The sequence below is a fragment of the Staphylococcus sp. IVB6181 genome (assembly GCF_025561445.1).
GTDB lineage: Bacteria > Bacillota > Bacilli > Staphylococcales > Staphylococcaceae > Staphylococcus > Staphylococcus simulans_B.
In genome coordinates this window covers 1,677,990-1,693,425 of record NZ_CP095096.1, presented here as the reverse complement: position 1 = coordinate 1,693,425, position 15,436 = coordinate 1,677,990, and the positions used below count along the sequence as shown (strand labels likewise).

Here is a 15,436-nt window from a genome sequence, read left to right as displayed (position 1 = left end):
TATGTTTTTAATTTTATTTATACCATTTACGCAATAAAAATAAATGATACAATTCCAATAGGATTAGTTGGTGTTATAAAAGGAGTTTGAACAAATTGTCGCCTAATTTTAAAGATAATAACCATTTAATGGAATTTTACAGCAGAATGCAATCTAATGCGGCGATTGCATTAGATAATCATCCAGTTTCATACTATTTAATGGAATTTCTTGAACAGCAAGATCAACATGTTTCTATCGTTACTTATTCTACTGATATTATGAAATTTGTGTGTCGAAACACACATTTCAATATTATCTTTGCGCCGGGCAAAGTCGATCAAGCGCAGCATATCATGACTGGCAATGCCCTGATAGAACAATTCAAGACGCTTCATATTCATTATTATTTTTGCCAAGCGAGTTACATAGATGAAGCGGATAAGCTGTACCAAAGCCATCCGGATGTTGCGGAGATACAAAAGGTATTAGTACAGCAAGCGGATGAAACATTCTTGATCAACTTTCCGGATTTAACGCAAACGCCGCATTTATATTGGCAAATCGGCAATCTCAAATAATTATAGACAAGAGAGAAGAGTCAAGCTAAAATGTATATGAATAGAGAGAAATAGGTTATACTAAATATTGTAAGCGCTTACTAGTAGGAGGTGTCAGAATGCAAAAATCTAATAATAAGGATTTAAATTTCTTGGTTGATAGATTAGTAGAAAATGCTAATAATGAGGTTAAGTTTTTTGGTGAAACAGCAAAACAATTATTTCTAAAGAACGAATTTATTATTCATGATACTGTTGATATTTGTGTTAAACGCAAAGATCTAACGAAAGCATTAAAATATATTCCGAATGATTATAGTATCCGGTATATAGATACATATGGGAATATCAAAGATAAATTAAGAGATACAAAATTTTCTCAACTTACACACCTAGAAGTAGAAATTCATCATCAAAAGATTATGACGATTTATATCTATGATGTGCAAAACGAAGAATGGATGTTCAGATTTAATCATAATATCCGCTTGCCTGAAAAACACATTTATTTCCACTCATTACAGTGGGGTGTAGATTACATTAAACCAGAAATCGTTCTGATGTATGAATTATTAAGACCTTCAGTACACGGTACAGACATTAATAATAAAACTGTGATAGATGCATTAAGCTATTATCAATTTGTAATGCTGCGTGTGGTAGTAGGCGAAGATAAACTGCATGATGCGATTCAAACGTCTTGAAACAATCATTAAAATAAGCGTGTTGCCTAAAATGACAACACGCTTATTTTTATAATTAATATTCTTTACTAAAAATTGTTAGTATTCAGATTATTTAATTTGTAGTTTTTCTTTTAAATGCTGGCAGCTGCCTTCATAAACAGCACGTACTGCTTCATCTGCATCATCAACACTGATACCGAACATCATTGAAATTTCAGATGCACCTTGGTTGATCATTTTCAAGTTGATTTCAGCCTTTGCAAGAGATGATGTAATCATATTAGCTGTACCGACTACTTGATTCATGCCTAAGCCTACAACCATTAAGACGGCTAAATCATTATCGATACCTAATTCATCTACATCACATTGTTTGCGGATTTCATTCAGCACTTTTGTCTCTTTGCCTCTGATTTGGTGTGTACGCATAATGATGCTGACGTTATCAATACCTGAAGGCATGTGGTCGAATGAAATATTGTTGTCTTCTAATACGGATAATACTTTGCGTGTAAAGCCGACTTGGCGGTTCATTAAATATTTGCGGATATTGATAACTGTGAAGCCTTTATCGCAGCTGATACCGCAAATCAGGTGATCTGGCTGGATTTCGCGATCGTGTCTGATATATGTACCTGGATCTTCTGGGCGGTTAGTATTCTTAATGACAACTGGAATACGTTCTTGCTGAACTGGAAGCAACGCTTCGTCATGGAAAACACTGAATCCTGCATATGAAAGTTCACGCATTTCGCGATAAGTCACTTCAGGCATAATTTCAGCATTTTTAATCAAGTTCGGGTTAGCACGGTAAATACCGGAAACATCTGTAAAGTTTTCGTAAATTGAGGCGCGCACACCGCGTGCTAAGATGGCACCTGTGATATCAGAACCGCCGCGCGGGAATGTCACGACATTGCCTTGTTTTGAGTAACCGAAGAAACCAGGAACGATGATTTTGCCTTCGATTTTTCTCAAATTGTAAATTTTATCATAAGATTCTTCTAAAATTTGGGCGAATTGAGGTGTGTTTGTCACAGTAATCCCTGCATCTAACGGAGAAACATACGTTGTTTTGATTCCTTGACTGTTATTGTATTGTGCGATTAATCGAGCGTTATAATCTTCACCGCAAGAGAGCAATGCATCTTTTAATCGAGGCGGATTGCTTTTGTTGTCAGCAATGCGTTGTTCAAGGATGGCATCGAATGTATCAAGAATTGCAGCATCCATGTTTAAGTCATGTACGATATCTGCATAACGTTCGATGATTTCTAGCTTTTTATTTTGATAATCTAAATTTGCTACGCTTTTTTCATATAGCCTAAGCAACAAGTCTGTTGTCTTAATATCTTCAGAATGTCTTTTACCAGGAGCGGAAACAACGACTATTTTTCTCTCGTCATCGCTATTGATGATGTTTAATACTTTCTGAATTTGGCTTGCTGAAGCGACGGAACTGCCGCCGAATTTAGCTACTTTCATATTTAATCAACCTTTCTTTAAATCTTAATAGATTACTGCTTTGTTTTTTTGGTAAAAAATGCTAAAATTTCAACATATTCCAAATTTTTTGAACTTTACAATTTTGATGAATGAATTTATACTAAACCATAATCAAGTATTTTTCAATAGTACAGGTGTTTTTTTAGAACGAACAAACGGAGGAATGTATTTATGAAGAAGTTAAACATCGCTTTGCTCGGTCTGGGAACAGTGGGCTCAGGAGTAGTTAAAATTATCGAAGAGAATCATCAACAGATAAAGGATACGATTCACAAAGATCTTCAAATCAAACATATTCTTGTCAGAGACAAAACAAAAAAACGTCCTTTAAATATCAGCAAGTATCATCTTACTGAAGATGTTGATGAAATTCTTAATGACGATGAAGTAGATATCGTGATTGAAGTTATGGGCGGAATCGAGCCGACTGTAGAATGGTTGAAACAATCATTGCAGCAGGGCAAGCATGTCATTACTGCAAATAAGGACTTATTAGCAGTGCATCTGCGTGAATTAGAAGATTTAGCAGAAGAAAACAAAGTAGCATTAAAATTCGAAGCCAGTGTTGCAGGCGGTATTCCTATCGTCAATGCTATCAACAACGGATTGAATGCGAATAATATCAGTAAATTCATGGGTATCTTGAATGGTACATCCAACTTTATTTTGACAAAGATGACACAAGAAGGCGCAAGCTTTGAAGAAGCATTAGACGAAGCACAGCGTTTAGGTTTTGCAGAAGCAGATCCGACGGACGATGTGGAAGGTGTAGATGCTGCACGTAAAGTTGTCATCGTTACTTACTTATCATTTAACAGAGTCATCAACTTAAAAGATGTAAAATTGACAGGTATTTCAGAAGTATCTGTAGATGACATTAATGCTGCTAAAGCATTAGGCTATAAAATCAAATTAATCGGTAAAGGTACTTTCGAAAACGGAGTTATCGAAACATCTGTTGCACCGACATTAATTGATGAAGCCCATCAATTGGCTTCTGTAGAAAATGAATACAACGCAATTTACGTTATTGGGGATTCAGTAGGAGAAACAATGTTCTATGGTAAGGGTGCAGGCAGCCTAGCTACCGGCAGTGCTGTAGTCAGCGATTTATTGAACGTTTCACTACAATTTGAATCTAATCTGCATACATTACCGCCGCATTTTGAATTAAAAACAGAACATGCGAAAGAAATGATTGATGCTGATGAACCGACAAAATTAAAAGAAAAAAGCAATTACTATATCGTATTAAAAACAAACGGCGCACCGGTTAAACGTGTTGAAGAAGAAGTGAAAGCACAGCTTCCGCTTCACAAATCACTCAATGTTATTGAAAGAAACGGCGACACAGCCGCTGTAGTCGTAAAAGGTACAGATGTGCCTGTTGAACAAATACTAGCACAAGGCAAATATCCAGTAGAAAAAGTTTATCCAGTAGAAGGGGTTTAATTAAATATGAAAAGATGGCAAGGTTTAGTACAAGAGTATAAAGAATATCTCCCAGTCAATGAAAATACACCGAATGTAACTTTAAATGAAGGCCATACGCCGTTGATTCATTGCGACACATTATCGGAAATGTTAGGTATTAATTTATTTGTTAAATTCGAAGGTGCCAATCCTACAGGTTCATTCAAAGACCGCGGTATGGTAATGGCAGTAACTAAAGCTAAAGAAGAAGGCAAAAAAGTAGTGATTTGCGCTTCTACAGGAAATACTTCAGCTGCAGCTGCAGCCTATGCGGCACGTTCTGGTTTAAAAGCAATCGTCGTAATTCCTGAAGGTAAAATTGCTTTAGGCAAATTGTCTCAAGCAGTAATGTACGGTGCGGAAATTGTTTCTATTGAAGGCAACTTCGATGAAGCACTTGAAATTGTAAAAGAAGTTGCCAGAGAAGGCGGCGATATCGAGTTAGTCAACTCAATCAATCCATATCGTATTGAAGGTCAAAAAACAGGTGCATTCGAAGTAGTCGATCAATTAGGCGGTAAAGCACCGGACGTATTAGCAATTCCAGTCGGAAATGCCGGCAACATTACTGCTTATTGGAAAGGTTTTAAAGAATTCAACGACAAACGTCAAACAGGCTTGCCTAAATTATTCGGCTTCCAAGCTGAAGGGGCATCACCGATTGTTCAAAATAAAGTCATCAAAAAACCTGAAACCGTTGCGACTGCAATTCGTATCGGAAACCCTGCAAGCTGGGATAAAGCTGTGACTGCATTAAAAGAATCAGACGGTTTAATCGATAGTGTGACAGATGAAGAAATTTTAGAAGCTTACCAATTATTAGCTTCTAAAGAAGGAGTATTCGCTGAACCTGCAAGTAATGCTTCAATTGCCGGTTTAATCAAACTGCACAGAGCAGGAAAATTACCGCAAGGCATTACAGTTACTGCTGTCTTAACAGGTAATGGATTAAAAGACCCTGATACAGCAATTTCATTATTAGATAATCCAATTCAATCATTACCAAATGATAAAGAAAGCATTATTAAATACATCAAAGGAGCAATGTATTAATGGGAGAAAGTTTAAAACTTAAAGTTCCCGCTTCTACTGCCAACTTAGGCGTAGGTTTTGATTCAATTGGTCTGGCATTAAATAAATTTTTGTACGTAGATGCTAAGCTGAGCGATGATGATGAGTGGCATTTTCATCATAAAGGCGATAATTTAAATGGTTTGCCTACAGATCGCAACCACTTAATCTATCAGGTCGTTCAGTTTTTAGAAAAAAAGTTTGATGTGCACGTTCCGCCGTTAAGCGTTACAATGCGCAGTGAAATACCATTAGCTCGAGGACTAGGGTCCTCGGCTTCTGCTTTAGTAGCAGGAATTTATTTAGCAGATTTCTTTGGACATCTGCAGCTGTCAGAGTTTGAGATGGTTGAAGCGGCAACAGAAATAGAAGGACATCCAGATAACGTAGCGCCGGTGATCTATGGAGGTATGATTGCAGGTTTTTATAACCATGACACGAAACAAACATTTATTTCGTCGATTGAGCCTCCTTATGTCAATTTAGTTATTACGATTCCAAAATATGAATTGAAAACACATGATTCAAGACAAGTGCTGCCGAAAACATTTGAGCATTCTCAAGCGGTGCAATACAGCGCCATCAGCAATACGATGCTGAGTGCTTTGATGCAGCATGATTATCAATTAGCCGGTATGCTGATGGAAATGGATGGGTTCCATGAACCTTATCGTCAGGATTTAATTCCGGAATTCAAACATGTGAAAGCAGTCGGCAGAGAATATCATTCTTATGCGACAGTTATCAGCGGGGCAGGTCCGACAATTTTAACACTGATTGATCCGTCAAAAAGCGGTAAATTAGTAAGACGTTTAAATAAAGAACTGCCAGATTGTGAATCAGAATTAATTTCAGTGAATAAAAGCGGGATTATAGTTGAAAAAGTCTATGAATAATGACAAAGTAATGTATAATTTGATGGGAATAGCTTGAAAGGAGCATGAAACATCAAATGCGTAAATATGAAATGATTGTAATGGATATGGATGATACTTTACTCAATTCTAAGAATGAAGTTAGTCCGATCACAGCAGACTATTTAATTCAGTTGCAAGAACAAGGCTACCGTGTAGTATTGGCCTCAGGACGTCCTACAGAAGGTATGCTTCCGATTGCAAGAGATTTAAAGCTGAATGAACATGAAAGCTATGTCATTAGCTTTAACGGCAGCCGTACGACACGTGTGCAAGACGGAGAACTGGAAGATGAAACAAGTGTATCTAAAGAAGATTTTGATAAAATTATTGATTTTTGCAGAGCACAAAATATCTTTGCTTTAACTTACCATTATGGTCATATTATTTATGACGGCACACATGAATACATGAATATCGAATCCGAGTTGACAGGATTGCCGATGCACAAAGTAGAGGATTTGAAAGACTTCATTCAAAACCCTGTAGCTAAAGTGCTGGGTGTAGATTATGTACCGCATGTAAATAAAATTATGAGTGAGTTAGGCGATTCATTCAGTTCGAAAATTGATGTAACAACAAGTAAGCCGTTCTTTATCGAATTCATTCCGCATGGTGTTTCTAAAGGCAATGCATTGCATGCATTATGCGAAAAAGAAGGAATTCCAATTTCGAAAACGATTGCGTTCGGAGACAGTATGAATGATTATTCTATGCTGAAAGAAGCGGGTTGTGCTGTTGCGATGGGTAATGCAAGAGATGAATTAAAAGAAATTGCTGATTTTGTGACGTTAGACAATAATTCAGACGGTATTGTCCATGCGCTAAAAGAATTACTATAAATGCAATAAAGGATACTATCGGGCAGATAGTATCCTTTATTTGCGTGCGTTTATTTTGCTGTGTGTGTCCATTCATGCATGCCGTGGTTGCGTTTAACCAATGCATAAATATTGTCTGCAGAGTAGTCTAGGTTAGTATAGACTGTGATGATAAAGGCAGATTGCCCAGTTTCAAATGGTTCGCTCAGATAGACATCTTTTAAGTGTTCAAACAGAGGTACCATTTGATCATGCTTTAAGCTTGGATATTCTCTTAAAGTACGTTTAACGAGTCTCCCATGTTTTTCTTCAAGAGATTGAACTACGATGACAAAGCGTTCATCTTCTTTTAATACATCGTCAAATAAATTTGTTTGTCCTACCAAGTTGCAACACCTCAATTTCTGATCTTCTTATTACTCTTATTATACTACATATCTATAGTCGGTAAAATCTTTAAAGAGAAAAGAATGAATAAAAAAACAGATTGGCAAAAGCCAATCTGTCAGTGTGAAATTATTATTTTACTTTATTAAATTCTTCGAAACTTCTTACATCCATTTCTTTTAATTTAACAGGTTTTGTTTTCTTAACGATTTTATGCACAATGAAAATAATGAAGAGTACGACAATTGGTGCGAAGTCTTTTATTAATCCTCCGACTTTCAAATGAACGATGTTGTCGAATGATCCGCCGACTAATAAGAAAACAAGTATTGATAAAACTAAAATAGGTCCAAACGGATACAATGGTGATTTATAAGGCAACCGTCCATTGACATCTATGCCTTGTGCTTTTAAACCGCTGCGCAATCGAATTTGAGAAAAGATTGCGGCTGCCCATACGAAAATAACAAGTTGTCCGATAATACCAAGCAATGCAAAGATAGCATTAGGATGGAAGTTCGCTAAAATAATAACTGCGACTACGATAATAAAGTTCGTCAAAATCGCAGCAATAGGCAATTTTGTTTTACCGTGCAAATAGCTTAAGAACTTCGGTGCTTGTCTGTCTGTGCTGAGTGAGAACAGCATACGGCTTGTTGAATAGATACCGGAGTTTGCGGCTGATAATAATGACGTTAAAATAACCGCATTGATTACAGATGCCGCAAAAGCGATGCCGACTCTGTCAAACACTATCGTAAATGGACTTTGTGTAACGGATTCGCTTTTGTTAAGTAATAACGGTTCATTATAAGGTAAAATTGCTGAAATGACCGCGATTGATAGTACATAGAATAATAAAATTCTCCAGAATACAGATTTAATTGCGCTTGGCATTGATTTTTTAGGATCATCTGATTCACCGGCTGTGACTGCGACGATTTCCGTTCCACCGACGGAGAATCCGGCTATCAACAGAACGCTTAAGAATCCAGCAATACCGCCTACAAATGGTGCTTCACCGATTGTGAAGTTTTTGAAACCATACGTATGGCCGCCAAGAATACCGAAAATAGTTAATATACCTACAACGATGAAAACGATAATCGTAACGACTTTAATCGCTGCCAACCAGAATTCCGCTTCACCGAAGGCTCTTACCGTGAAGATATTCAATAATAGTAAGAATGTAATAAATATTAAACTCCAAGTAAGTGGAGAGAAGAACTTGAATGTGTCCCAATAGTATAATACGTTTGATGCGATAATGACATCTACGCTTGTAACAAGTGTCCACATGATCCAGTATAACCAACCGACTGTAAAGCCAAGGGAAGGGTCAACGAATCGTGTTGAATAGGAACTGAAGGAACCTGATACAGGGTAAAAGGTTGCAAGTTCTCCGACTGATGACATTAAGAAATATAACATAACACCAATGATTAAATACGCTGCAATCGCACCGCCAGGTCCTGCTTGGGAAATGACACCGCCCATTGCGATAAAGAGACCTGTACCGATTGCACCCCCGATTGCAATCATTGATATATGGCGAGAACTGAGTCCTCGATTCATTTTGTTTTCATCCATATGCGTTACCTCTAATCTTTAAATTAAAATATATGTACTCTATTCTAATAGTTTTCTGACAACTAATCAATGGAATTTAGCACTTTAAAGCGAATATTTTTAAAAAATTCAGAAAATATGCACTCATTATTAGAAATAGGGTAAATACTTAGCTTTTGTACCATAGACAAATGTAAATGTGAGGTGTATATTGGAAACATTCAATAAAAAAAGTGAACGTTACCTTAAAAATAGGCAAGTTCACTATCGTAGTTTCAATACATTATTTAGTTTCGCGGTGTAATGTATATTTGTTCAATCTTGGGCAGTATTTTTTCATTTCGATACGTTCAGGATTGTTACGTTTGTTTTTAGTAGTAATATAATTACGATCGCCGCATTCTGTGCAAGCTAAAGTTACGTTTACGCGCAATGTAGACACCCTTTCTATTAAGTTATTAGCAATACTTACGCACTTAAATTTACCATAATCATGCATTTCGTGCAAGATTGTTTAAAAATAAGCAACATAAGCTCAATGTATTCTATTTTATAGAAAAACTTCCGATTAGTAAATAACTTTGCCTAAAAAATGAGCAAAAAGTATTGATAAAGCTCCAATTTGTGTTATGATATAAATCGTAATAATTACGATTATGAACTATTACTATAAAGAAAGGCAGGAACTTTAATGGCAAAAAAATCTAAAGTTGTTAAAGAACAAAAACGAGAAGAACTCGTTGCTAAATATTACGCTAAACGTCAAGAGTTAAAAGCTAAAGGTGACTACGAAGCATTAAGAAAATTACCAAGAGATTCATCACCAACTCGTTTAACTCGCAGATGTAAAGTTACTGGAAGACCACGTGGTGTAATGAGAAAATTCGAAATGTCACGTATTGCTTTCAGAGACCACGCACATAAAGGTCAAATTCCAGGCGTAAGAAAAGCAAGCTGGTAATTCGATAGTTTAACGACGATAACATTTAAGGTACACATTTCTTCATTGAAATGTGTTCTTTTTTTTGCAATTTTTCAATGATATGTTTTGCGGAATTTTATAATTATGTATATACTAAAAGTGTACATTTACATTGTTTTTGGGACACGACTATATTATAAGGAGTGATGTATTATGCTTAGAACAAGTAAGTTAAGTATTGCAACGCTTGTTATATCGACACTAGTCTTAGGAACTTCGGCAACACATGTCACGACGAATAATACAGATGCAAAAGCAGCAGAGCAAACTCAAAAATGGGGACATGGTGAAGGCGGTTCGGGTACTTTAGATGCTAATCGTAAAGCTGATACGACTCAATTGAGCAGTGTGACACCTTGGTACAATTATAATGGCTATACAACTTATGATGCTTCATTTACGCAAGATTATAATTTTGTTCGTGCTTTAAAATACGACAATGTCACAATTGATGGTTACAAAGTAAACCCTAATGCTGTGAATAATTTTGCTTATTCTAAACGTGTATATGATACTTCAGTACAGCTTAATACGAATAATCAAGTGGTACAGCTCACATTTTTTACTAAACCCAACAGTGTAACAAAAGCAGTGTTTAAACAAGCGCATCAATCCAATACGATTCTAAATGAAGGAAAATTAGGTAATGGCGATGGAACATATGTTAAATATGCGACACAAGCAGGGTCTTATACCGCATTCTTTGACCATAATGGTTATTTAAATGAAATTACAATCAGTAGTTAATTGCATGGTCAATAATATACTTGGAAAACCATTAAACTAACGATATTTTATGAATAATTTTAAGGGGTGCCTTCATATATTATGAGGTGCCTCTTTTCTATATAATATTTACATTTTTATTTTACAATGTTCTTAATGGCAAATTTATTTGTGAAGTAGTATGATGTATGTTGGACTTTTGATAATAAGCAAACAATAAGGGCAAGGTGTTATATATGAAAATATTTGACTACGAAGACGTACAGTTGATTCCTAATAAATGTATTGTAAAAAGCCGTTCAGAATGTGATACGACAGTTCAATTCGGCCCGCGTAAATTTAAAATGCCGGTTGTTCCAGCAAATATGCAGACAGTGATGAATGAAAAATTGGCTGAATGGTTTGCGGAAAATGATTACTTCTATATTATGCACCGTTTTGATGAAGCAGCAAGAATTCCTTTTATTAAAAAGATGCAAGATCAAGGATTATTTGCTTCTATCTCTGTAGGTGTGAAAGATAATGAATATGAATTTGTAAAAGAAATTGCAAAAGAAGGTTTAAAACCTGAATATATTACGATTGATATTGCACATGGCCATTCTGATCAAGTTATTAAAATGATTCGCCACTTGAAATCATATTTACCTGAATCATTTGTAATTGCAGGGAATGTAGGGACACCAGAAGGTGTCAGAGAATTAGAAAATGCCGGTGCAGATGCGACAAAAGTAGGTATCGGACCAGGACGTGTATGTATTACTAAAATCAAAACAGGATTTGGTACAGGCGGATGGCAACTTGCCGCAATCAATCATTGCAGTAAAGCAGCACGTAAACCAATTATTGCGGATGGTGGTATCAGAACTCATGGCGATATCGCTAAATCTATTCGTTTTGGTGCATCAATGGTTATGATCGGGTCATTATTTGCAGCGCATGAAGAATCACCAGGTGAAACTGTTGAGCTTGACGGCAAGTTATATAAAGAATATTTCGGCAGTGCTTCAGAATATCAAAAAGGCGAACGCAAAAATGTTGAAGGCAAAAAGATGTTTGTAGAACATAAAGGAACATTAGCAGATACGCTGAAAGAAATGCAGCAAGACTTGCAAAGTTCTATTTCATACGCCGGAGGCAATGATTTAGGTTCATTAAGAAAAGTAGATTATGTTATTGTTAGAAATTCTATTTTTAATGGTGACAGAGACTAAGATATTGCCTGGAGGTGTAGGCGATTAAAAGAGTATTTGGTTTTTCAATTGTTTTCTTGCTTTTGGCATTATGTATTCCTATAAAAGAAACATCTTTTATGATAGATTTGCAAAATCAGACTAAAGCTAAGATTCAAGCATTAGCCGCAAACGAAAGTATTTCTAAAGAGCCGCTTAAAGTTCCTGATAAGCAAGACTTTGCATTTAGGAACATACAAATGAATATGACACAATCAGAAGTTGAACAACAACTTGGAAAACCTGAACGTGTGACTTCAAATGAATATGGTTTGAAATGGTACGCTTACCACGATGATTATCAATCATTTGTCATGGTGAGTTATATCGACGGCAAAGTTAACGGTATCTACAGCAACCAGAATGTAATCTCTTCTAAGTCGAAGATTAAATACGGTTCACCTAAAACTGCTGTCAGAAGCCGTTTAGGCGATCCGATTACATCTATGACCAAAGGTAATTATAAATATCAAATCGAAAGCGATGAGTACGATACGTTCGATAAAGACGGTATTTATACGACAGTCTTTTATGATAAGCATGAAAATAATCAAGTAACAGGTATTATGCAAATCAGCAAAGAAATGGAAAATCGACTCACTAAACAATATGGTGCGCCATCCACTTCTTTAACATACGGCTTTGAAATGCAAAACTTTGATTTAGTAAATGCAGAACGTGTACAAAAAGGACTGTCAGTTCTGAAATACAGTGATGCTATTTCGAATACTGCGAGAAAACATAGTAAAGATATGGCAGATCATCATTACTTTGATCATACAAACCCTAAAGGAGAGTCTCCTTTTGATCGTATGAAAAAAGACGGCATTGATTATAACAGTGTAGGTGAAAACTTAGCGTACGGACATCAGAACAGTATCTTTGCACACGAAGGATTAATGAACTCAGAAGGACATAGAAAAAACATTTTACAGTCAGGATTTAAAAACTTAGGTGTGGGTGTCGACTTTAATGAAGACAGACAACCATTCTGGACTGAAAATTATACAAGTTAAGTAAATGTATTTTAAATAATAAAAGAACCGAAATAATGGATGAACTGTTAATCACATATTGTAACTGTGGTTAACAGTTTTTTTATGGAAAAATTATTGTTGATCTCATGTTGTGTCAGTATTATTAATAATGAATAAGCTGCTAAGGTAGTGTATATTGTAATTATAGTCGATGAAATAGTCATGTTTTATGTATTATAACTTAATTCAAAGGGGCGTTATTATGCATACATTAGTTATCATCACACATCCGGATATGAAGCACTCAGTAGTGAATCGTATGTGGAGAGATGCTGTGGTTAGTGAACAGATTGATATGGTTGAATTATATGAACTGTATCCTGACAGCAAAATAGATGTGTCGCGCGAACAAGAAAGGTTATTGAATTACGATACAATTGTGTTCCAATTTCCGCTCTATTGGTATAGCAGTCCTCCGTTATTAAAACAGTATCTGGATGAAGTGTTCTTATATAATTTTGCGTTTGGTCCAGAAGGAACGAAACTTCATAATAAAAAGTTTGCGATTGCAACGACAGTAGGCAGTTTAGAAGAAGATTATTCTAAAGAAGGTTCGAATGGATTTGCATTAGAAACATTGTTATCGCCATTCATTGCGACTTTTAATTATATAGGGGCTGAATATAAGGGTCACTTTGCACAGTATGGTACTGTAAATCATGCGAGTTATGATGATTTGCTCGAGGGGACCAAACAGTATATCGCATTCATAAAGTCTATTTAATAAATAAAATGCCGGAACTGAAATTTTCAATTCCGGCATTTTTTAAATTAAAATAGGTAGTTTCCGAATTCTAACGGTTCAATGTATTTACCGTCTTTATCAAAGACACGCATGTTGCCTCCAGAAATTTCATCAATAAGCAATACTTCGCCAGTTGCTTCATCGCGACCGAACTCTAATTTAATATCGTATAACTCTAAACCTTTTTGTGCGAGTTCATCTTTAATGATGTCAGAAATTTTAACTGTTAAATCAGCAATTTCATCATATTCGCCGGGTTTTAAAATATTTAGGGCTTCAAGAGCTGCTTTGTTGATAAGAGGATCTTGTCGTTCGTCATCTTTTAAAGTCATTTCAACATAACCGTTAAGCGGTGCACCGTCTTCAATATAGTCGCCATATCTGCGGATGAAAGAACCGACAGCACGATATCTGCAAATGACTTCTAACCCATTACCGAACACTGATACTTTTTTAACGCGCATTTGGCGTTCATCAAGGTCAAAATCAATATAATGAGTTGGAATACCCGCAGCGTTAATTTTTTCGAAGAAATAGCTTGTCATTTTCAATCCAGCTTTTCCTGAACCTTCGACAGTCAATCCTACTTGGTTTTCACCTGGATCAAACACTCCGTCTTTACCAGTCATATCATCTTTGAAGAATAAAACAACTTCACCATCTTTGTCTTGATATACATCTTTCGTTTTACCTTTGTATAGTAAGTCCATTTTCATTTCACTCCTAAAGTTATACTTATATTCATTATAAGAGAATTTTCGATTTATATAAATATCAAACTATGAAACCAGCAAGAAAATATTGATGAGATTAATTGCTTACTTTTCTTTTTGGTCTCTTTTAGCAGTATACAAAGCTTAATATGTTAAAGAAAGTAAAAACAAAATATAGAATAGCAAAAAAGCACGCCTTAATGTCTATAAGTTGAGGACACTAAGGCATGCTTATATTTAAAAAAGATTAGATTTATTCATTTAATCACGAACGATAATTAAGAAGAGATGATATGCCTATGAACAGAGGCGACAGCTTATAGTTCTCTAAATAGGCCGACAACTTTGCCTAATACTGTTACATGTTCAAGGTAAATCGGATCCATTATGCTGTTTTCAGGTTGCAGTCTATAACGGTGTTTTTCTTTATAGAATCGTTTTACTGTTGCTTCATCATCTTCAGTCATAGCAACAATAATGTCGCCGTTTTCTGCAATTGTCTGGCTTCTGACAATTACTTTATCTCCATCTAAAATACCTGCTTCAATCATACTGTCACCGACAACATTCAAAATAAATATGTCGCTGTTGTGCGTTGAAGTAAAGTGTTCTGGTAATGGGAAGTACTCTTCAACGTTTTCAACTGCTGTAATTGGAATGCCGGCAGTAACTTTACCGATGACAGGAACATGAATAGTACCTTCGATTTCTGCAGAATCTTCTATTTGATCGCTTACAATTTCAATTGCTCTTGGTTTTGTAGGGTCGCGTCGGATATAACCTTTGCTTTCCAAACGCGATAAGTGGCCATGAACTGTAGAGCTTGATGCTAATCCTACAGCTTCACCGATTTCTCTGACACTAGGCGGATAACCTTTTGTTTGAACTACTGATTTAATATATTCATAAATTTCGCTTTGACGCTTCGTAAGTTCAGTCATATATATGCACATCCTCTTCTAATTTGTTCTTATTATAGCATGTTAAAAATATCTTTACAAACATTTGTTCGTAAAAGTATTGACACCGAACAGT

Annotated in this window: 17 protein-coding genes; 11 read left to right on the top strand and 6 right to left on the bottom strand. The window is 35.8% G+C overall.

Annotated features, from left to right (window positions below; genetic code table 11):
• The first annotated feature begins 95 nt into the window (after positions 1-95).
• Together MUA90_RS08255 and MUA90_RS08250 are read left to right on the top strand one after the other, a co-directional pair.
• Positions 96-560, top strand: a complete 465-nt coding sequence (locus MUA90_RS08255; RefSeq protein WP_262586246.1) for a sugar phosphate isomerase family — start codon at positions 96-98, stop codon at positions 558-560.
• 98 nt (positions 561-658) lie between these two features.
• Positions 659-1,243, top strand: a complete 585-nt coding sequence (locus tag MUA90_RS08250; RefSeq protein WP_262586244.1) for a hypothetical protein — start codon at positions 659-661, stop codon at positions 1,241-1,243.
• Between the two features lie 90 nt (positions 1,244-1,333).
• Here the strand turns inward: MUA90_RS08250 and MUA90_RS08245 are convergent, their stop codons facing one another.
• Positions 1,334-2,710 carry an aspartate kinase gene (locus tag MUA90_RS08245; protein WP_262586242.1) on the bottom strand — a complete coding sequence of 459 codons (1,377 nt, stop codon included), beginning with the start codon at positions 2,708-2,710 and terminating at the stop codon, positions 1,334-1,336.
• Between the two features lie 192 nt (positions 2,711-2,902).
• Here MUA90_RS08245 and MUA90_RS08240 point away from each other — a divergent pair, with 192 nt between their 5' ends.
• The 4 genes from MUA90_RS08240 to MUA90_RS08225 are packed head-to-tail and all read left to right on the top strand — an operon-like array spanning position 2,903 to position 7,031.
• Positions 2,903-4,183 (top strand): homoserine dehydrogenase, encoded by a 1,281-nt coding sequence (locus tag MUA90_RS08240; RefSeq protein WP_105992892.1) that lies wholly within the window; start codon positions 2,903-2,905, stop codon positions 4,181-4,183.
• Between the two features lie 6 nt (positions 4,184-4,189).
• A complete protein-coding gene (gene thrC, locus MUA90_RS08235) occupies positions 4,190-5,257 on the top strand; it encodes a threonine synthase (protein ID WP_262586240.1) in 1,068 nt (355 codons plus the stop codon).
• On the top strand, positions 5,257-6,171 hold the full coding sequence (thrB, locus tag MUA90_RS08230; protein ID WP_262586238.1) for a homoserine kinase: 915 nt from the start codon (positions 5,257-5,259) through the stop codon (positions 6,169-6,171). Before thrC ends, thrB begins: the two co-directional genes overlap by 1 nt.
• A 56-nt stretch (positions 6,172-6,227) precedes the next feature.
• Complete coding sequence (locus MUA90_RS08225) at positions 6,228-7,031, top strand: Cof-type HAD-IIB family hydrolase (RefSeq protein WP_262588822.1); 804 nt, start codon at positions 6,228-6,230, stop codon at positions 7,029-7,031.
• A 50-nt stretch (positions 7,032-7,081) separates the two neighbouring features.
• Here MUA90_RS08225 and MUA90_RS08220 read toward each other — a convergent pair whose 3' ends face one another.
• The 3 genes from MUA90_RS08220 to rpmG form a co-directional block, all read right to left on the bottom strand.
• Complete coding sequence (locus MUA90_RS08220) at positions 7,082-7,396, bottom strand: hypothetical protein (RefSeq protein WP_262586236.1); 315 nt, start codon at positions 7,394-7,396, stop codon at positions 7,082-7,084.
• Between the two features lie 133 nt (positions 7,397-7,529).
• Positions 7,530-8,987 (bottom strand): amino acid permease, encoded by a 1,458-nt coding sequence (locus tag MUA90_RS08215; RefSeq protein WP_262586234.1) that lies wholly within the window; start codon positions 8,985-8,987, stop codon positions 7,530-7,532.
• A 262-nt stretch (positions 8,988-9,249) separates the two neighbouring features.
• Positions 9,250-9,399, bottom strand: a complete 150-nt coding sequence (gene rpmG / locus MUA90_RS08210) for a 50S ribosomal protein L33 (RefSeq protein WP_001265708.1) — start codon at positions 9,397-9,399, stop codon at positions 9,250-9,252.
• A gap of 258 nt (positions 9,400-9,657) precedes the next feature.
• Here rpmG and rpsN point away from each other — a divergent pair, with 258 nt between their 5' ends.
• The 5 genes from rpsN to MUA90_RS08185 all read left to right on the top strand — a co-directional run bounded on the left by rpsN (position 9,658) and on the right by MUA90_RS08185 (position 13,667).
• Positions 9,658-9,927, top strand: coding sequence for a 30S ribosomal protein S14 (gene rpsN / locus MUA90_RS08205; protein WP_105992886.1), 270 nt, complete (start codon positions 9,658-9,660; stop codon positions 9,925-9,927).
• A 174-nt stretch (positions 9,928-10,101) separates the two neighbouring features.
• Positions 10,102-10,695 carry an immunodominant staphylococcal antigen IsaB family protein gene (isaB, locus tag MUA90_RS08200; RefSeq protein WP_114603431.1) on the top strand — a complete coding sequence of 198 codons (594 nt, stop codon included), beginning with the start codon at positions 10,102-10,104 and terminating at the stop codon, positions 10,693-10,695.
• A 215-nt stretch (positions 10,696-10,910) separates the two neighbouring features.
• Entirely contained in the window at positions 10,911-11,888 is a 978-nt protein-coding gene (gene guaC / locus MUA90_RS08195; RefSeq protein WP_262586232.1) for a GMP reductase, read from the top strand.
• A gap of 98 nt (positions 11,889-11,986) precedes the next feature.
• On the top strand, positions 11,987-12,922 hold the full coding sequence (locus tag MUA90_RS08190; protein WP_398577339.1) for a CAP domain-containing protein: 936 nt from the start codon (positions 11,987-11,989) through the stop codon (positions 12,920-12,922).
• 223 nt (positions 12,923-13,145) lie between these two features.
• The gene (locus MUA90_RS08185) at positions 13,146-13,667 is read left to right on the top strand and encodes an NAD(P)H-dependent oxidoreductase (RefSeq protein ID WP_262586231.1); all 522 of its coding nucleotides are present in this window, start codon (positions 13,146-13,148) and stop codon (positions 13,665-13,667) included.
• A gap of 47 nt (positions 13,668-13,714) precedes the next feature.
• Here the strand turns inward: MUA90_RS08185 and MUA90_RS08180 are convergent, their stop codons facing one another.
• A complete protein-coding gene (locus MUA90_RS08180) occupies positions 13,715-14,398 on the bottom strand; it encodes a phosphoribosylaminoimidazolesuccinocarboxamide synthase (protein WP_262586229.1) in 684 nt (227 codons plus the stop codon).
• 320 nt (positions 14,399-14,718) lie between these two features.
• Positions 14,719-15,342, bottom strand: a complete 624-nt coding sequence (gene lexA, locus MUA90_RS08175) for a transcriptional repressor LexA (protein ID WP_262586228.1) — start codon at positions 15,340-15,342, stop codon at positions 14,719-14,721.
• Positions 15,343-15,436 lie beyond the last annotated feature (94 nt).